This window comes from Flavobacterium sp., from assembly GCF_031411595.1.
Taxonomy (GTDB): Bacteria; Bacteroidota; Bacteroidia; order Flavobacteriales; family Flavobacteriaceae; genus Flavobacterium.
In genome coordinates, this window is sequence record NZ_JANOBI010000011.1 from 23,475 (window position 1) to 42,530 (window position 19,056).

A 19,056-nucleotide genomic window follows, 5' to 3' on the forward strand; every position below is an offset into this window, starting at 1 on the left:
TATTATTATTTTAGCACTTCGTTCCATTTGTTTTTCACTTTTGTCCAATCAAAATCTTGAACCGAAGTAAAGGCATTGTGAATTAAACTTTCACTTATTTTTTTATCATTAGTAATCTCTTTAATACAAGAAACCATGGCTTTGGTATCATTATCATTGACCAACAATGCTGTTTTACGATCTTCTAATAAATAAGAAATTCCACCTACATTCGTGGATACAACCGGCATTCCGAGCGCCATAGCTTCGATAACGCTCACGGGTGTATTATCAAAATGGGTAGTATTGATGAAAATATTGTAGTCTTTTGATAATGTTATCCATTCGTGTTTGGATAATTTTCCTGTAAATTTAACTTCAAGATTGTATTTTTTTGCTAAAATTCGAATTTCTTCCAAAGCACCATCTTTATCTGGTCCGACCATACAAAGCTCAGCATCGGGGAATTCTTTGTTTAATTCTTTAAAAACATTGATGGCCATTTTCGGATTGTATATGGAGGAAAAAGAGCGCACCCATAATAATTTTGGAGTAACAATTTCACGCGCCTTAAAAGGATAATGTTGCAATTCGATGATGTTGGGAATGTAACATATTTCTGAATATCCTTTATTTTTAAAAGCTTCAAGCAAATAGGACGATGGCGCTATATTTTTATAAGAATATTTAAAAATCATTTTACTCAATGTGGGGCTTTTTGAAATTCTATTGGGCAAATCACCGCCTTCGAGTTTTGTTATATATTTTAAACCTAAAACCCTGCACAGCTGACTTACAAAAAAGGCATACCAAAAATTCTTAGTACTGTAAGTGTCGATTAATACATAATCAATTTGTTTTCTGTGTCGCACTGTTGCATATAACATGTCTAATAATCTAGGCATTTTATATTTTTTTGAAGAAGCATATATCAAATTATAACCTTCCTTATCTAAAAGCGCTCCAAGTGTTTCTATGGAAGTCACCGTTAGCCCATGCTTAGAAAGTTTATTACCAATATACAGCAAATTACTCTTCATTCGGAATGACTTTAAGAAGTGATAAAGAATATAAAAAAGCAGGCGCTGCCAAACGCATAGCAGCATGATTGATGGTCAATAACCAAAAAGCTAAAAAGCACAACAAATAAATATTGTATTTATTATCAATGTATAAAATCAGTGGCGTCATAAAGAGGATCATAAGCCCTAGAATTCCTAACGATCCGTGCTCTGCGATCATTCTTGTAACTTCATTATGTGATACAATAATTTCGCCGGTTCTCTCAAATCTTTTTTCCATATTTCTTCCTACACCGATACCAAAAATAGGATACTCTAAAAAGGTTTCAAATTCATCACTGGCTAACTCTCCTCTACCGGTGAGTTGATCCTCTTTTACCCTACCCGCAGCATCTTGATTGGCATATCTTTTATTAATCAAACCATTCGTTTGATCTGTAGAATAGCTCCAAGCGGCAAAAAAAGCAATGACAATAAAAACAATCATTACCAACATCCTCATCTTTTTCTTTTTATTTATAAAAAAGTATGATACCAAAATCAATAACGCGATCATCGTAAATCCAGTAATCATACCGCCTCTAGAGAAAGTGATAAACCCTCGGTATGTAATAATCATTGTCAAAAATAAATTAGCAATAAATAAATATTTTGTTTCTGACAATAACATTAATCTAGAAACAAAAATAAACATTCCGAGTCCCAAAATAGTAGAAACCTGATTAGGACCAAAGCCTCCGGATGCTAATGCATTCGATTCCGTACCGGTGATAATATCTTTAAGATTTGGCGTAAATAAAGTGAGATAAACAATACAACTAATAATGGGTAGTCCTATACAAAGTAAAATATTATTGATTTGGCCGATCGTAACTCTTCTGTTGTAGGTATATAACGCGCAAATCCCCAAGCAAACTGGACCTGAAATATTAAATGATATTTCTTTTCTTAGACTTACGGCATAATTTAATTCGATACTGGTTATTAAAACAGCCGGAATTAATAGTAATAAAAACACCCAATAAGCAATAGCATTTTTAGAAATTCCACTAAAATAAATGCCTACTAGAAAAAAAATCATCACGCCAAATTTCGAAAACTCATACACCGGATTTCCATTAGTCATTCGCAGTATAATTTCGCTTCCGACCATATAAGCCGTGGCATAGAGCACCTCGTGGTTTTTGTTTTTGGAGTTAATGATATATAAAATTCCAAAAATAATAATACCATAACCATACATTTTTGGTGTATACCCATTCTTATAAAGTAATGCGCCTATTATAATATGTACAAGAATTAAAATAAAATATTTTCTTTCAGCACTTAGCATTTCAATTCTGTATTAACCCAATTAATATATTTCTTCATAACCGATTCTTCCGAATGATTCTCAACAATCGTTGCCTGTAATGCATTGCCGAATTTTGCAGCCAAAGCCTCGTCATCAATCACTTTTACCAAAGCCTTATAGAAGGATTCAACTGAATTTGGAGCCACTATGCTTCCGTTGATTCCATCAGCAATAATTAATGGAATTTCACCAACATTCGTTGCAATCACTGCTTTTTTATGCAAACCATATTCTAATAAAGCTACCGGCAAACCTTCTGAACTTGATGTCAAAACACCTATCGAAACTTGTTCAATGATATGATCAATATCTTCTCGCATGCCATACATATAGACTGTTTCTTCTAAATTATTATTTTTAATGATGCTTTTTATTTCTTTTGAATAGTCATCTTGCAAATCTTTACCTATGAGATGAAAAGTCCATTTCGGATGGGTTTTTTTTAATTTAATGGCAACATCTAGCAATAATTTATGGTTTTTTGGATGCCTTAAATTAGCCAAACAAACCACCCTTTTTGAGTCGATTCCTTTTAAAAAAGTGATCTTGTTTTCGTTATCATTTCTAACCGTAAAATTAGGCAAATAGATCACTTGATTGAATGACAATGCTGTTTTACACCAACTTTCGAGTGCGTGATTAACTACAATTATTCCACAAAAAAAATGAGACAATGCCCATAAAACTCTATTGTGAATCGTTTTTTTTTCGCTTCGAGCACCCGCATGCTCATGCCAAATAATTTTAATTTTTGGGTAGATCAACTTCAATAAAAACGCTGTAAAATAAGATGTCCCGTGTGCGTGAATCCAATCGATGTGATGTGTTTTACATAAAGAGCGCAAGTTGAAAATGGCTTTGATATCGAAAGTAAATTTCTTATTCAAACACTCAAAAAACACTTCCTCGTGAATGCGATTTCTTAAAGCTCCCTGTTTTCTTGATGCTACAATACCTGAGAATTCAATTCGATTTGCCAGAGCATTGGCATAATTCACGGCAATTCGTTCGGCACCGCCAACTTCTAGAGAATCAATCAGTTGAATAATTCTCATGCTTGTAAAAGGTTTTTAATTTCACTTTCGAACAAATCCAAAGTATATTTTCGCGACCAAAGCATGCTTTTTTGAGCTTTCTCTTTGTAGGTCGATTGATTTTGAATCAAATCATAAATCATTTCCGCATCTTCTTTGATATTCATAGTTAAAAGCAAACCTCTGTTTCCGAAATCCAACATAGTAGGAACACAGGAAATTTGCGTTGCTATTGGTAAGCATCCCCAAAACATTCCTTCAGCAATCACTTTTGGCCAGCCTTCACTTCTGGAAGGTAAAATATTGAAATGTGCCTCTTGGTAAACTTTTTTCATCGCCTCGTGGGAATAATTTCCTTTCAGAAAAACCGATTTTTCCAATTGATGGCTTTGAATATAATCCTCTAAACTTGCTTTTTCAGTGCCTGTGCCATAAAAACTCAATTGACATGGAATGCCCTTGTTTTGAAGTTCCTGAAGAATTTTAATAGCATACAAAGGTCTTTTTCCGACCGACAATGTGCCCACAAAAACAAAGTCAAGTGGGGCATTCAGATCTCTTGGTAGTATTTCAATTTTATCTTTATTGGAGTACGAAGCGGTGAAAAAAGATTTGACGTTCTTCGAGCTGTCTTCCCATTCTCCATACACAAGAACTTGCATATTTTTAGTCAAGAAAGTATTTTGCAGCAACCATTTTTGAATTCTATAGGCAATCGGTTGCTTTGATTTCGGATCCCAATTACCTGCATATTTAGCAGTTTTGACTTTACCCGGAAAAAAAACCTGAACAAGACAGCCCATCAATCCTAGATTTCCTGGGCATCTCAAATGAATATGATCGGCCCAAATCATGGCCCGAAACAATTGATAAAAATTCCAAAAAGAGTATTGCAAAGCTTTGATGCTATTCCAAAATGTTTTCACATTAAACTCTTTAACTACAAACAATTTAGCGATCGGAAATTGTATTGGTGCAATCAAGAGTTCTTCATCATTTTTCAAAATTGGACATACAAAAGCTATTTCGGTAGCATGTCTGGCCCAAATTTCCATTTCTTTGATATAAGGGCTGTAGGCTAAAAAATGACCGTTTTTTTTAATAAAAGGAGCGAATGAAATTACAACTAGTTTCATTAAATATAACCTTTAGAGCCATTTTGTGAAATTACTACAGCGGGCACTCCTAAAACGACAGCGTTGGCTTTCACATTTGTTATTACTAGTGAACATGCGCCGATAAGAACATTATCTTCAATTATTATTTTCCCTGCAACTACACTGTTTGCAGCGATATAAACATTGTCTCCAATAATAGGCACACCTCTGTCTTCGCCTAAACCGGAAACGCCAATGGTAACATTTTGAGCAACATTGCAATCGTTTCCAATGATAACATCTTTATTAAAAATAATACCTCCAAAATGACCTATATAAAAGGAATGACCAATTTGAACAGAAGCTGGAATTGAAATTCCTGTAGTTATCTCTATCACTTTTTGCCAAAGAAAAAGAGTCGTTTTAAATAGGAAACGAAAGGGTTGCCATGTAATATTACAAAAAACATAATGGGCAATACGGTACTGAAGTGTTGCCCAAAACCCTTGTGTAAAAAGCAAAATAACGAGGAAGCTCGCTCCGTACTTTCTGTACTTTTTATAATCGGATTGAATATACTGAAAAGTGGTCATCTTACTGCAGTTGGGGTTTTTTCAAAAGTAAGGAAAACCAACCAACCAGTCTTCCTAAAAATTCGAAAAAAGCATCTTTTTTTTTGGTCGTGGTAAATGTATTGCTAAATCGTATCAATGTCAAAACTAATGTGATGGCATGCCATTTAAATTGTGCTTTAAAACTGGGCTTAGGATGCTTCACACGCCATACATACCAACCGTTACGAACCACCATTTTCCCATATAAGTATTGATTTGGCCTTCCGGAACTGTCATGAAAATGCCCTAATTTTGCAGCCGTATTAACGTATAGCTTTCCTGTTTTTGATACACGCAATGTAAAATCGGCATCTTCATACAACCCGTAACCTTCAAAATAAGTGGAAAACTGAAAAGTTGTAAAAATCGATTTTTTAAACGATGATACACCGCCCATAAGCTGTTCTACCTCATAAATTTTATCGGATGGCGGTAAAAAACCAATACTTCTTCCGTGCGAAAATTCGGGTAGAAATCCGGGTTTGGTATTGCTGTCTAATCCTAATTTTTTTCTAAGAATAAATCTTGTTCCGTCTTTCTTTTTCCAACCATCATAAAAATATTCATTGCTATTGGGCTGGTAATCTGCTCCAACATAGTGCCATTCATCTTCGTTGGCAATATAGCCTCCAACGCCTAACGCGGCTGGAAACAATTCATAAGTTTTTAAAATATTTTCAAAATAACAAGTATCTAAAATCGTATCATCATCCAGAAAACAAATGATATCGATGGCTTCGCTCGTTTTTTGTATGCCGTAATTTCTTTGTTTGGTTAAACCTCGATTGCTTTCATCGACTTTAAAATATTTTAAATTTAGAAATGGATTCTCCTTTAAAATCAGTTGCGTTTCATCATTCCTAGAACCATCAATAATTAAAATCTCATTGGGATATTGGGTTTGAATAGCTACCGATTTTAATAAATCCAATAGCGGTTTTGGGCGCATATAAGTGCAAATGATTAAAGAAAACTTCATAGTTTATCGGGTTCTAACTCCTAATTGCAAGAGTTTTTTAGCATAAAATTGCGATTTCTTAAATTGCAATCTTTTGTAGGGAATTCGTAATACTCTATAGATGAATGTCCATTTTGAACCATTCACTAAAAACAAAAAGAAATATTTATGTTTGAATTCTTTAACTTGCTTTGGTGTAAAGTGTTTGCAGAATTGATACATTAAAGTTGGACTCGGAACAGGTCGAATCCATTTTACAGGCGTGTCTAATTCCCAAGGTTGTTGTTTTCTTTTCTTGCCCAATATTTTGGCTTGAGAACCCCAAAAACGATAACCGCCACTCATGGGTTTCAAATGCAAATTGGTAGCGAAAGGATTGTGCAAAACCGGAATTCCTAATTTCAATAATGCAATTCCAAAATCGCCATCTTCTCCATATCCGCCGTCATAGTTGATGTCGTTTCCACCCACTTGATTCACATACGCTCTTTTGACACAAGAATTGGCATTGCTAAACATTTGAGTGCTGCCAACAAACCATCTGCTTTTTTCTATGGCATCGAGTTTAGATTTTAAATCGTTTAAATCTTGTTCGGGATGGTCTGCCATAATATCCAATCCGTTGCACGCAGCGGCATTATAGGTTTGAAGAAGTTGGATGTGACTTTCAATAAAATTTGGTGGAATCCGAATATCATCATCTCCAAAAACGATATATTCACTTGTACAAAGCGCTATTGCTTCATTTCTAGCCCGGCAACTTCCTTTGGTAGTTTGCCAATTTACTGTCAGTTCGAATGGGTAATTCTTGGCTTTGTATAAGGCTTCATCTCTAACATTTTCTGGAGTGGCATCAACAATGACAACTTGTGTAGGAAGGTAACTTTGCCCAGACAAATCTTCTAACAACCGCAGCGTAAAATCTTGCCGCAACATCGTTGGAATGATATAACTTACAGTAGGATTTCCTGAAATACTTTTTAGTTTTCTAGGTGGTAAAAGTGGTCTATTCCGCACTTGGCTAAAGTTGTTTTTAGCATTCAAAAAAGCTTTCCATTCGCTGTATTTCCATAATCCTTTGCGATACAACATGAAAAGTGCGTGGTCGATTTTAAAATTTTTGATAAAAAAAACATAGCGATCTCTAGCAGAAATTTGTATGCTTTCTGTGAGCGTTTCAGTAAAAAGTTGACTTACATAAAGCGGCACTACACCTTGGTTTCGGAGCGCATTATAACCAAAATCTAGAGCTTGCATTTGTATATTTTCGTAATCCGCATCAAATCCGCCCAAAGTTTCCCAAACCGATTTCCGAATGGCGAAATGATTGGAGTTAATTCTCCAACTGACACATTCGTTTAAGCCTTCAAAATCATTGATATACCAAAACAAAACCGACGATTGAATCGCTAAATCTTGAAATGCGTTTTTGTAGCCTTGTTCGAAAGAGCTATGCCAAATATCACCATAACCGCTGGCTAATTGCTCTAATACATTCAAATTGGGAGCACCGGTATAGAGCAGTAATGCTCCATTAGCAGTGGTATATTCTTTAAATATCATTTTTTTTCTTGTATGACTGAAAGGTAAAAATCTATGTTTTTGATGACTAGTTGGTTGATGTCGAAATCAGCAGCTACTTTTTCTCGTGCAGCTTTACCCATGGTTGCGTTTAATGACTCATTTCGAATGACTTGCAGTATGCGATTGGCAAACAAATCATGTTCTTTTGGATGCACCAAAAAGCCACTTTTTCCATCTTCTATAATTTCATTTGCCCAACCAATGTTACTGTTTACGACAGCTTTTTGCATGGCCATGGCTTCAATGGTTACCATGCCTTGCGTTTCGGCAAAAGTAGGGAAAACACAGACATTAGCGCTGCGAATATATTGTTGAATATCATGATAAGGCACTTTTCCTAAATATTTTACTTTGGCTATAGTAGCTCCATTCAAAGCATTTTGAAGCAACAACCAAGTGGATGCTAATTTGGTTTTGATATCATACGAATCACTTCCAACAATAATAAGCTGAGCTTCAGGATATTCTCGGACTACTTTTTCAAAAATAGGCGCCAATTCTAATACGCCTTTTTTACGAATGATGGTGCCCATGTAGAGTATCAATCCTTTTTGGTAGTCATTTGGCGTTGGGTTATGAAATTTTTCCAATGACAATCCACTAGGGATTTTAATGATGGGTTTATGTTTAATTCTAAAAATATACTGCGTGATTTTTGAAGCAAAATCAGACGGAGATATATAAGCTGTTGCTTTTTGAATGCCCCATTTTTCAAGCAAGAAATTTTTAATTTTTTGTCTGCGATTTTCAAGGTGACAGAAATAAGCATCCGATCCATGAAAGCGAATAATCAAAGGAACTTTCAGGTTCATAAAAGCCGTGATACCTGTCCAATCCGGAGCTTCAATGAGGTCGATTTTATCCGAATCTACATACTGATTGATGTATTTTTCGAGGTATTTTCTATAATAAAACCATGTGGCAATGTCAAACTTTTTGGAAGCAATTAAATGTATTTTAATATCATTTTCATAGAAAATTTCATCCGTTGCTTGTCCGTAAACAAAAACAGAAACTTGATGTTGATGCTTTATTAATTCCGTGGCCAAATTGAGTATAGTAGTTCCTATTCCAGCGGTTGTTTTCACTTTTGGATGCGGGTATTCCGGCGTAAGAAAAGCAATATGCATGGTTTATTTTTTTATCCAAATACAGGAAACGTTTCTTCCGTTGTATTCATTACTCGCGCAAAACGAATCTTCATTGCTTTTTAATTCTGCTGGCAAATCGCTTTTTAAAACACTATAGAAAGCATACGAACGTTGTTTTATTAATTGAAAATTACGCAACTGCTCTTTTAGAAAAACAGCGGAAATCCCTTTGTTGATGGTATTGAATTTATTTTCAACATGAATATCCGTTACGCTCCAAATTTCGTCTGCAGTCATTCTGCTGCGAATTACTTTTTCAGCCAATAATTGATCATTAATACGATCGATATAATTTTTTCTCCCAAGATTTCTATTGATCCAATGCTTTGCACTTTTTGGAAAAAAATCAGTTATTTTTTTAGGTGAAGACGTCGAAACCAATTGCTCATACTGCTGCAATCTTTGTTGATAAACTACATCATTAAGATAATCACCGTTTGGATCTTGCAAATGAATAAAAATGCCACCCGGCTTTAATAATCCATCAATTTGTTTTAAAAAATCAGCCAATTCCGGAATGTGATGCAATACCGAACATACCATAATCACATCGTATTGGTTTTTTAAAGTCGCAATATCGGAATTGACAATCGTGTATTTTTTATTCCACATTTTAGCTTTAGCTTCGGCTTGTTGCAGCATCACCGATGACGTATCCAACAAAGTGATTTCGTCAATATTTTGGCCAACTTTAGAATGCAATAATTTTTGAGTACTCAGTCCCGTGCCACAGCCTATATCCAATAGCGAAAGGTGCTGTTGCGGCTCTTGATATTCATACCAATCATCAACCAAAAGATTAATTTGTTCTTGCAAACTGTCCCACATATCTTGATGCATTGCGTCGTAATGAAGCGCTTCATGATCGTGAAAAACGATGTTTATTCTGGCTTGAAAAGCTTCAACAGTGAGTGGACTTCCTGTCTTTTTCAACAGTGGTATTAAACTAGAATAACTCATTTTGGAAAAAGAATTTAGGTTTAAGAATGTATATAATTTAACATTTATTCGATATTGACAATATACTCTTTCGAGCCTTTATCAGAGACAATGGTTGCCAAAGGCGAAGCCACTACAGCATGATCAGGAACATCGAACGTAACAATCGCATTGGTGCCGATTAGTACATCATCGCCTATCGTAATGCCGCCCAAAATAGACGCGCCCGGTGCTATAAAAACACGGTTCCCAATTTTAGGAATTCCCGAATTTTTGCCACGAACCAATACACCAATCGTAACGCCTTGTGAGATATTACAATTTTCTCCTATTTCGGTATCACCGTGAATTACGATTCCTCCAAAATGGCCTATATACAAACCTTTACCGATTTTAGTTCTGTAAGAAATATCAATGCCGTATTTGTTGGTCAAGTGGCGCAACCAAAGCATGAAAAAATAAAACAACCAACGGCTCTTGCTTTTGGATAATTGACAGTATCTGTAAATGATGGTAAACTTTAAACCCGGTGCATAATTGGGCCCAAAACATTTTATAAACAACCTAAGTGTAAACCGCTCTTTGATGTCATACCGCAGAAGATCTTGTTGTATCGTTTCTCTAAATTCTGATTTTGTCATTAGAATTTTTAATATTAATTATTTTTTCAGAATAGATTTCAATTTATTAAGCACTCGATGATATTGCTTAGAACAACTTTTTTTAAACGCATAGTTAGCATCTTTAAAAATGATCGGAGGCGTCATTTCATATGCTTCTTTCTGAACCTTACCAATAACGGCATCAATTCGTTTGGTATGTTTTTCATTAGCACCATAAGATCTCGCATACCAAGTGTGGTATAACATCGCATTTCCGGAATTATCCAAAACCAGATTGGTAATGGAATCGTCTTCAAATGGAACGGTTGCTTCTAAAAAAAGGAATTTTTTCCCTTGCCTTCTGAGCCAAAAATAAAAACAATAATACGGTTCAAAAAGACTTTCTGTGCTATAATCTCCAGTAAGTAAACTTAAATCATCATGGAACTCGCCTTTTGAAATATACTGATTCTTTAGCACTTCTCGCTGATTCCACAACAAGGCGATTTCTTTAAAATTGAGGATTGAAAAAAAGGTGTTAATCGCATACGGATTTTGTATTCGATGCGGAATTACGCCACCATCACGAACACCACAAACCGTATAATTTCCTTTTTCCATTTGTTCGATACACGAAAAAACAAAATCAGGATTCAGAAACAATACGTCTTCATCAGCCATAATCAACCAATCGATTTTTTGATCTTTAAGTTTAGAAAACATATAGGAAATACTATCCATGGCGTGCATTCCGTTCCTACCATCAATCACATATTTTTGGATTCCTTTTGGAAATAAAGGTGCCGATTTTTGATACAAATCAAAATTGACAACTGTTGAAAGTATCGCGATATTTTTATTCATCTTTACTATTAATCGTTACCATAAATTCGTCTTAATCCACAATATTTTTAATCGCGTTTATAATGCGCAGAGATGCTTCTTTAGCAGGATTTTGATTGATTTTTTCAAACCATTCTTGTGCATGGCGCACCACATCATTCGGATGCTCAAGTCCTGCAACAATGATAGAAGCTATCATTTCTGGATTGTTAATCCAAAGCACCGCATCTTTCGACGGCATCGATCGAAAATGAACATAATTATAAATTTTCTCAACCGACCAATTCGATGGAACAGCATTCAAAACATCATAATTAATAAAGGCACAAGGCTTTTGATGTGTAACGTAATCAAACACCATCGTCGAGCCAAGGTTGATCACCATTTCCGTATGTGCAATCGTATTTATTTGCAAATGCATATCTTCTTTTGTCGGCAAAATGGTATTCCAAACGCTTCCTGTTTTTTTCCATTTCGGGTTTACCGCTACAATGATATCGGCATATTTTTCTAAAACAGCATCAAAACGATCCGAGAAATCTACAGGGCATCTTCTGAAAATAATACCCAATTGATAGCCTTTCGTGTTTAAATCTCTTACCGCTTTTGCTGTATCTTCTAAATAAATCGGGTCATTGGGTGAAGTGGTAATATCATCACCGGAATAACAAATGTATTTTTTAGACGCATCTAAGTTATTCTCTTTGAAAAATGCCTCTTTTGAATCGATGTATTCCGCACCATTGTGCATTTCGAATTGCGGTGTGCCGGTGACTTTAATTTGATTTTCTTTGATGAATGGATAATAATTCGTGAGCTCCGATTTCATAAAATCGCTCCATACAAAATAATAATCAGGTTCTAAAACCAAAGTCGCTTTGGGCAGATTATCCCAAGAAAAGATAAAAGTTCCTGTTGGAATATTGAGTTCCTGAGTGGCCAAAATAGGCGCTAAAGCCACAGTGGTTCTTTGATTGGTGCAAAAAACAAAATCCGGTTTTTCCGTTTTCAATACGTTCAAACAATCGTTATAAAACGCCGTCTTTCGTTCGAGTTTAACAATCGCTTTTCTGATTTTTTCAATTCCAATCGGCGTTGAATAAAGCAAGGTAAGTCCACGAATACATAAAGTTTTCATCCTATTGACAATAGAATCTGTAGCCATTTTAAATCGGTAACTATCGTAAACGGTATCGTGAAATCGTTCGATATTAAGATTCAATTCAATTTGAACTCTAGCCTTTTTATAAACATCCGTCAAGTAATGTGCTTTGGCATTTTCTATTTTAATTTCATTGAAACCCAAACCTTTTAAATCAAAAGCGCTATTGTTCCAAAAAACAATATCAAGTCCATGATGCTTGGCTTCATTATAAAAATTGGTATAAGCAAAGTTTCTTAAACCAACGCCATCAGGTAATAAAATAAAAATTTTTTTGTGTTTCATTATCATTTTTCGAACCTAGGTTCTGTACTTAAAAAACTGGTTTAGCTATCTCTAAATTGTTTTTGATGGTTCAATTTCCAAATCGCTTCATTCGACAATGTCTCGAGAAACAACTCGGCGCTATTTCCATGTCCAAAATCAGCATCTGACGGTGTTACTTCATGAGAATCTATTGATTGTAACGCTTCTAAAATACTGTTTTCCTGATAATCTGTATTGATGATTTCCGCATGAACTGCCCTATTTTGTTGGCGTGTACCAATATTAATAATAGGAATGCCATAATATGGAGCTTCGCGAATTCCGGCGCTGCTGTTTCCAATAATAAACTGACTATTCTTTAGCAAAGTCAGGAAGTATTCGAAACGCAAAGAAGGGAAAACTCTAAATCTGGGATGGTCTTTTACACTTTGATAAGCATTGATGATGTATTGACTTCCGCGATCATTATTGGGGAAAATGATAACATAGTTATGATTATCCTTGAGTAGCGCATTGACAAAATCAATCGCATACATTTCCATTTCCTTAGCTTCTGTCGTTACGGGATGAAACATGGCGATGGCATAATGCTCGAAGTCAATTTCATAATACGTTTTTGAAGTTTCAAGATTGGGCAAACTATCCGAGAACATGATATCAATATCGGGTGATCCAATGGTGAAAATTGATGATTTAATTTCCCCCATTTGCTGCAACCTTTTTTGGGCTTCAGCATTCGAAACAAAATGGATGTGACTTAATTTACTGACGCTGTGTCGAATTAATTCATCAACCGTTCCTGAAATTTCTCCGCCTTCAATATGGGCTACTAAAATATTATTCAATGAACCCACTATCGCTCCAGCTAAAGTTTCAACGCGATCGCCATGCACAATAATCATATCAGGATTGATTTGATTAACGTAAGCGGAAAGCCCTTCAATGGTCTTGGCTAAAGTCAAATCCATAGTGGTTTCGTGGGTATGGTTTTTAAACGTATGTAAGTTTTTAAAGCCGCAACGTTCAATTTCCAACAAGGTATAGCCGTATTCTTCTTGAAGATGCATTCCGGTCACAAAAACAAAAACTTCAAAACCCGAATGGCCTTCAAGAATTTGAATCAATGATTTTATTTTACCGAAATCGGCACGCGTACCCGTTAAAAATAAGATTTTTTTCATGTAGAAATTATAGAATGTCGCTCCAAATTAATTGCTCGTCATTATCGATGTTGCGCGTAGCTTTTTTTCCGAGAATGCTGTCAAAATGTTCGGCTAAAATTTTTCCGGTGCCCGGTCGTTTCACCCAAATATTATCTGTTGTAAACAATTCGCCTTCCGCAATAGGATTGATCGTACATACCGTAGCAAAAGCAAAATCGATGGTGACTTGTTCTTCTTTCGCAGGTTCTTTACTGCCGCCGCGCATTTGCCACATTTCGTTACTGTCAACAATCAATGCTTTGGTCGTTTGTTCGTCCATGCTGCACACTATGTCCGGTCCGGTTCGATTCATGTGATCGGTGAAATGACGTTCTAAAATACTAGCGCCTAAAGCAACTGCTCCTAAACACGCATTGTTATTGAGTGTATGGTCGCTTAAACCGAAAACCTTATCGGGAAAAGCTTCATGCAATTGCGTCATCGCACCGAAACGCACCAAATGAATTGGCGTTGGATACAAATTGGTCGTATGCAAAAGTGCCACAGGAACTTGATGCTTGTCGAATATTGCAACGGCTTTGCGCACACTTTCGATAGTATTCATTCCGGTACTCAAAATTACAGGCTTGCCAAAACTGGCAATATGTTCTAACAAAGGATAATTATTGCATTCGCCTGAACCGATTTTATAGCCTTGCACTTGCATGCGTTCCAGCCTATTCGCAGCGGCTCTTGAAAATGGCGTTGAAATAAAAATCATTCCTTTGCTTTCGACGTAATTTTTCAATTGCAATTCTTCTTCTTCGTTCAACGCGCAACGTTCCATAATTTCATAAATCGAAACTGTGGCGTTGCCCGGGATGACTTTTTTAGCGACGGCACTCATTTCATCTTCGACGATATGGGTTTGGTGTTTGACAACTTCAACGCCGGCTCTTTTGGCGGCATCAACCATTTCGAAAGCAGTTTGCAAAGAACCTTCGTGGTTGATTCCGATTTCGGCAATCACCAAAGGCGCGTAATCAATGCCTATTTTTCGTCCGGCAATTTCTATGTATGGATTCATGAATGAAATTATAATTTGTGATTTAATAAATACGCTGCATAGTCGAAATCTTCTTGAGTATCGATATCAACATGAGCAAAAGGATGGTTTACAATCATAGGAAAATTTTTATTGCCTATGATTTTTTCTTGCATTATTAATGACGCTTTGATGATGTAGAGCAATCCGTTTTCGAAATAAAGCGGCTCTAAATCTTGACTTCGCTGCCCGATTTCGTAATTGAATGGAACGAATTGATTATCGATTAACTTCCCAAATTTTTGATGGTTTCGCGTTACAGTCATCAAGCTTTCCGATTGGTTTTCTTGAAATAAATCAAAGGCATCAGCCAACAAATTTTCCGGTCGCAACGGATTGGTAGGTTGCAATAAAAAAACCGAATCCACTTCAAAATCAATCGATTCTAATACATGCTTCAATGCGGTGACTGTTGGTTCAGCATCGCCGGACAAATGAGCAGGGCGATCAATTACTTTGACCCCAAAAGACAACGCCACTGCTTTGATTTGGGCATCATCGGTAGAAACATAAATGTCATCTAAAATTGCAGGATGCTTTTTTGCTTCAAGAATACTGTGAGCAATCAAAGGCAAACCACCCAATGACATCGTGTTTTTATTCGGCAATCTTTTTGATCCTCGACGGGCAGGAATGATGGCAATGTTTCTCATGAATTGGGTTAAAATCGGGTCGTAAAAATAACTAATTTTCAGGCTTCCAATACAATTTAGTAGTATCTAATTTTTGAAATTCATCATACTCTTTAGTCGTCAATCGATTCTTGTATTTGATGATTTTTGGGATAAAAACGATGCAATCAAACAGCGCATAAATAATGGCCAGTAATGCTTTGAAATCGCCTTTGAATACTTTGATTTTCAATTGCATCCATATCGTATAAACCAATAAGCGCGGGATTTTTTGAAGCGGAAAAAACAGAAAAAACAAATTCCAACCCGAACGCAACGAGCGGCGCAATCGCAAAGTGTAATCGGCATTTTTCTTTCTCGCTTTTAAATCAACACGATGGTTCACTAAAACCGAAGGCAGATAATGAACTTCTATTTGCTTTTTAAACAATTCATAAGCCGCAAAATCTTCTTCTCCATGAAAAACAAACCAGGCTGGGTAATCCGGAATTTGATGCCATGCGCTCATTCTCCAGACATTCGCACCGCCTGCAAAACTTTGCATTCGATGTGGTTGCTCGTTTGTTATCGTTGATGTAGGCTCGGAAGTACTCCAAAAAATCCGAAATCCAATCAAGCCGCATTTGGGATTTTGATCAAAATAATCGGCGATTAATTCTAATGGATTTGAGGTTATAAAATGCAAATCATCATCTATCGAAATTGCAAATTCTGATTGCGTTAGCTGCAACAATTTATTGCGGCTGTAGATCAATCCTTTGCTTTTTTCGTTTCGAATCAGATGAATATTAGGATGATGCTCTTTGATATATTCGAAAGTTCCGTCTGTGGAACCATCATCACAAATAATACAGCTCACTGCTTCGTTTTGCAATAAAAAATTGATTTTTTGTATCGTAAAAATCAAATCATTCAACCGATTTTTGGTCGTGATGAGTATCGTAAATTTAGAAAGATTCAAATGGAAAAAATTAGTAGTTTGGAATCATTTCTTTGGGTAATTTCTTCAAGCGAAAGAATATTCTTTTGACTCTATCGTCTCGAAATAATTTTCGAAACAAGTGGTTTCTTAAAAAATATTGAACGCTGTTGATTTTTTTTGAAACAGGAAAATTACTTTCAAAATCATAGTCTTGCTGGGCTTCAAAACGCACTTCACCCATCCAAGGTTCATAAACATTTCCCATGTGATAAGCATAATTATCATGCGTAGTCAGACGCCAATAATTTTTTTTCAAGTGTACGGAATCTAGATATCGCTCGCTGTTTCCTCCCATTTTATACCCATTAAAAGTAATAATTCGATTGAAAATATTTTTTTTATAAGTGGCAACAAAATGACCTGATCCGATGTATACTTTAAAATTATCGGGAGTAACCAAACCCAGCGCCAGTTTCAAATAATCGGGATTGGTTGGATCCCAACCGATACTCTCGTAAAACATTTCGATGGCTTTTGGATTTTTAATCGGGATAAATTGCATGCTTTTTTTCCAAAAATTATCCCACAGCACATTATGGCATTGGGTCATATACGATTTATACTGAGGAACAATTCCGACGATACCGGCTTTCGGGAAATGAACAAATACTTTATTGGTTTCGATTTGCCAATCGGGTAGAAAAAGCACATCGCTATCGGCTATAGTCACCAATTCGATATTATTACCGCTTAACCCTTTCAGAATGGCGTTTAATTTTCCGATATTTTGGGTGTGAATTAATTCGTGGATTTTATGGTTATCATACAATGAATCTAAAAACGAAACTACAGTCGCATCACTGCCATTATTAATAATCGTGACAAAAGTTTTAGGATGAATGGTTTCAAAAAGCGAATGCAAACACAGTTTAAAAATCGCAAAACTATCTTTAAAATAACCGTCGTGATTCGGAATAAAAACAGGAATGATAATCTGATGCGTGTACGCTGTTTCCTCTTGTATTTGATCTTTATGTGGATGGAATCCTATGCGCATTATCCTATATATTTTATTTGATCAGCAAGGTAAATGAATTTTCTGATTCGCGTAATTTTACTCCATTGAAAAAGCATAAAATAAACGCTGCCTTTCAAAAGCCATTTGTTTTTAGAAAAGGAATTCTTAATCGACATTTGTTGCAGTAAAAACAGCACTCTGTAATGAAAATCTTTATGCCAAACAGAAGAATCCGAAACTCCGGAACCGATGCGGTAGGCTGAAAATTTCTGATCAAAATACTGGGCGTTTCCTTTTAAAGTTAATAGAATCCATAACATCCAATCGCCTGCTTTCACATTTTTGGACAGTTTATCAAACGAAACTACATTGCTAAAAACAGAAGTACAACTGAAAGCAATGGGCGTAAAAATAGCAAAGCGATAATCCAATATCGGGTGCTTGGCATTCCAGTATTTTAACGGATGATTTTCGATAGATTTACCCGCAATATCAACAACTTGAACATCAGAATGACAAAGTGTAAACGTTGGATTTTGCTCTAAAAAATCGACTTGTTTTTGCAATTTACAGTCATCAATCCAATGATCATCACCTTCGAAATAAGCGATGTATTTTGATGTTGGTGTTTTCATCAAATCGAACCAATTCTGTGCGGCACCCACATTTTTTTCTTGCAGAATCAATCGAATGTGATTGGGATGTTGCTGTTGGTATTCTTGCAAAATGGCTCTTGTGCCATCGGTTGAAAAATCATCGGCTATAATCAATTCCCAATCGAAATTTACTTTTTGCATCAACACCCCTTCAATCGCTTGACGGATATATTTCTCGTGATTGTAAGTGATTAAACAGACCGATAACAAAGGCGTTGGCATTATTTCCCTTTTTCACACATTAAGAAAATACTCGAGCACAAATCCGGATATTGTTGCCCCAATTGATAACAACCTTCCAAATATTCTTTGGAGATAATATCAGTTTGCAGCAATCGATCCCATTGAAAATTAGCCAATCCTTTGAAGAAAATTCCCGAGCGGTGCACGACTTTCAATCCGGCTGCTTTGGCATCGCGCTCTAAAGTATCTAAAGTATACGTGATGTTATGACCGTGTTCCTTTTCGGCTGGAGTGACAGCAGAATTGTGCGTAATCAATCCCATTTTGACAGCGATTTGTCTCGACGGCGCATTCGCATTTGGGCACACCAAAAAGAACCTTCCTGTATCCGACAACCATTCATCATTGATGCGTTTGAGCACAGCCACAGGATCGTCGATGTGTTCTAAAACATGGGTTAGCACGATGTTGTCGTACTTAGTTGGTAAATCAACCGTTTCGAATAAGGAATTGACAAATTTTACTTTGTCGCCGAATTCATTCTTAGCGATTTCAAGGGCTTCATCAGAAACTTCTACGCATGTAATGTCATTGAAATACGGCAGAAATAATTTTGTAAAAACACCTTTGTGACTTCCCAATTCAAGGAAATTGCCGTCTTTGAAAAACGGTTCGAACGCTTTAATCATGAACGGGTGCATCACATCATAATCAAAACTGTACACATATTTATGATCGGCAGTATCTTTTAATTCTTTGTTATAATCTCTTTTAGTTTCCATTTCCAATGTA

The 19,056-nt window shown here is 36.0% G+C and carries 19 protein-coding genes; all 19 read right to left on the reverse strand.

The features are described 5' to 3' along the window. Positions 1 to 5: 5 nt before the first annotated feature. Entirely contained in the window at positions 6 to 1,019 is a 1,014-nt protein-coding gene (locus tag RMO03_RS01720; protein WP_309640350.1) for a glycosyltransferase family 4 protein, read from the reverse strand. Next, on the reverse strand, positions 1,009 to 2,334 hold the full coding sequence (locus RMO03_RS01725; protein WP_309640351.1) for an O-antigen ligase family protein: 1,326 nt from the start codon (positions 2,332 to 2,334) through the stop codon (positions 1,009 to 1,011). Before RMO03_RS01725 ends, RMO03_RS01720 begins: the two co-directional genes overlap by 11 nt. Then, the gene (locus RMO03_RS01730) at positions 2,328 to 3,410 is read right to left on the reverse strand and encodes a glycosyltransferase family 4 protein (RefSeq protein WP_309640352.1); all 1,083 of its coding nucleotides are present in this window, start codon (positions 3,408 to 3,410) and stop codon (positions 2,328 to 2,330) included. Before RMO03_RS01730 ends, RMO03_RS01725 begins: the two co-directional genes overlap by 7 nt. Further along, positions 3,407 to 4,525 carry a glycosyltransferase gene (locus RMO03_RS01735; RefSeq protein WP_309640353.1) on the reverse strand — a complete coding sequence of 373 codons (1,119 nt, stop codon included), beginning with the start codon at positions 4,523 to 4,525 and terminating at the stop codon, positions 3,407 to 3,409. The genes RMO03_RS01730 and RMO03_RS01735 overlap by 4 nt, the downstream gene beginning before the upstream one ends. Beyond that, on the reverse strand, positions 4,525 to 4,884 hold the full coding sequence (locus RMO03_RS01740) for a serine acetyltransferase (protein WP_309640354.1): 360 nt from the start codon (positions 4,882 to 4,884) through the stop codon (positions 4,525 to 4,527). Before RMO03_RS01740 ends, RMO03_RS01735 begins: the two co-directional genes overlap by 1 nt. 196 nt (positions 4,885 to 5,080) lie before the next feature. Beyond that, positions 5,081 to 6,079 carry a glycosyltransferase family 2 protein gene (locus RMO03_RS01745; protein WP_309640355.1) on the reverse strand — a complete coding sequence of 333 codons (999 nt, stop codon included), beginning with the start codon at positions 6,077 to 6,079 and terminating at the stop codon, positions 5,081 to 5,083. Positions 6,080 to 6,082: 3 nt separating this feature from the next. Continuing rightward, complete coding sequence (locus RMO03_RS01750; protein WP_309640356.1) at positions 6,083 to 7,621, reverse strand: glycosyltransferase; 1,539 nt, start codon at positions 7,619 to 7,621, stop codon at positions 6,083 to 6,085. Next, on the reverse strand, positions 7,618 to 8,772 hold the full coding sequence (locus tag RMO03_RS01755; protein ID WP_309640357.1) for a glycosyltransferase family 4 protein: 1,155 nt from the start codon (positions 8,770 to 8,772) through the stop codon (positions 7,618 to 7,620). Before RMO03_RS01755 ends, RMO03_RS01750 begins: the two co-directional genes overlap by 4 nt. A 3-nt stretch (positions 8,773 to 8,775) precedes the next feature. Continuing rightward, a complete protein-coding gene (locus RMO03_RS01760; RefSeq protein ID WP_309640358.1) occupies positions 8,776 to 9,753 on the reverse strand; it encodes a class I SAM-dependent methyltransferase in 978 nt (325 codons plus the stop codon). A gap of 44 nt (positions 9,754 to 9,797) precedes the next feature. After that, positions 9,798 to 10,373 (reverse strand): serine acetyltransferase, encoded by a 576-nt coding sequence (locus RMO03_RS01765; RefSeq protein WP_309640359.1) that lies wholly within the window; start codon positions 10,371 to 10,373, stop codon positions 9,798 to 9,800. An 18-nt stretch (positions 10,374 to 10,391) separates the two neighbouring features. Continuing rightward, on the reverse strand, positions 10,392 to 11,198 hold the full coding sequence (locus RMO03_RS01770; protein ID WP_309640360.1) for a hypothetical protein: 807 nt from the start codon (positions 11,196 to 11,198) through the stop codon (positions 10,392 to 10,394). A 31-nt stretch (positions 11,199 to 11,229) separates the two neighbouring features. After that, positions 11,230 to 12,624, reverse strand: a complete 1,395-nt coding sequence (locus RMO03_RS01775; protein WP_309640361.1) for a UDP-glycosyltransferase — start codon at positions 12,622 to 12,624, stop codon at positions 11,230 to 11,232. Between the two features lie 41 nt (positions 12,625 to 12,665). Beyond that, entirely contained in the window at positions 12,666 to 13,787 is a 1,122-nt protein-coding gene (gene neuC, locus RMO03_RS01780; RefSeq protein ID WP_309640362.1) for a UDP-N-acetylglucosamine 2-epimerase, read from the reverse strand. A 7-nt stretch (positions 13,788 to 13,794) separates the two neighbouring features. Next, positions 13,795 to 14,835, reverse strand: a complete 1,041-nt coding sequence (locus RMO03_RS01785) for an N-acetylneuraminate synthase family protein (protein WP_309640363.1) — start codon at positions 14,833 to 14,835, stop codon at positions 13,795 to 13,797. An 8-nt stretch (positions 14,836 to 14,843) separates the two neighbouring features. Next, positions 14,844 to 15,506, reverse strand: coding sequence for an acylneuraminate cytidylyltransferase family protein (locus RMO03_RS01790; RefSeq protein ID WP_309640364.1), 663 nt, complete (start codon positions 15,504 to 15,506; stop codon positions 14,844 to 14,846). Between the two features lie 31 nt (positions 15,507 to 15,537). Next, positions 15,538 to 16,446 (reverse strand): glycosyltransferase family 2 protein, encoded by a 909-nt coding sequence (locus RMO03_RS01795; RefSeq protein ID WP_309640365.1) that lies wholly within the window; start codon positions 16,444 to 16,446, stop codon positions 15,538 to 15,540. Positions 16,447 to 16,456: 10 nt separating this feature from the next. Next, entirely contained in the window at positions 16,457 to 17,464 is a 1,008-nt protein-coding gene (locus tag RMO03_RS01800; protein WP_309640366.1) for a glycosyltransferase family A protein, read from the reverse strand. Beyond that, positions 17,464 to 18,303, reverse strand: coding sequence for a glycosyltransferase (locus RMO03_RS01805; protein ID WP_309640367.1), 840 nt, complete (start codon positions 18,301 to 18,303; stop codon positions 17,464 to 17,466). The genes RMO03_RS01800 and RMO03_RS01805 overlap by 1 nt, the downstream gene beginning before the upstream one ends. Then, positions 18,303 to 19,046, reverse strand: a complete 744-nt coding sequence (locus RMO03_RS01810) for a class I SAM-dependent methyltransferase (RefSeq protein WP_309640368.1) — start codon at positions 19,044 to 19,046, stop codon at positions 18,303 to 18,305. The genes RMO03_RS01805 and RMO03_RS01810 overlap by 1 nt, the downstream gene beginning before the upstream one ends. Between the last annotated feature and the right edge of the window lie 10 nt (positions 19,047 to 19,056).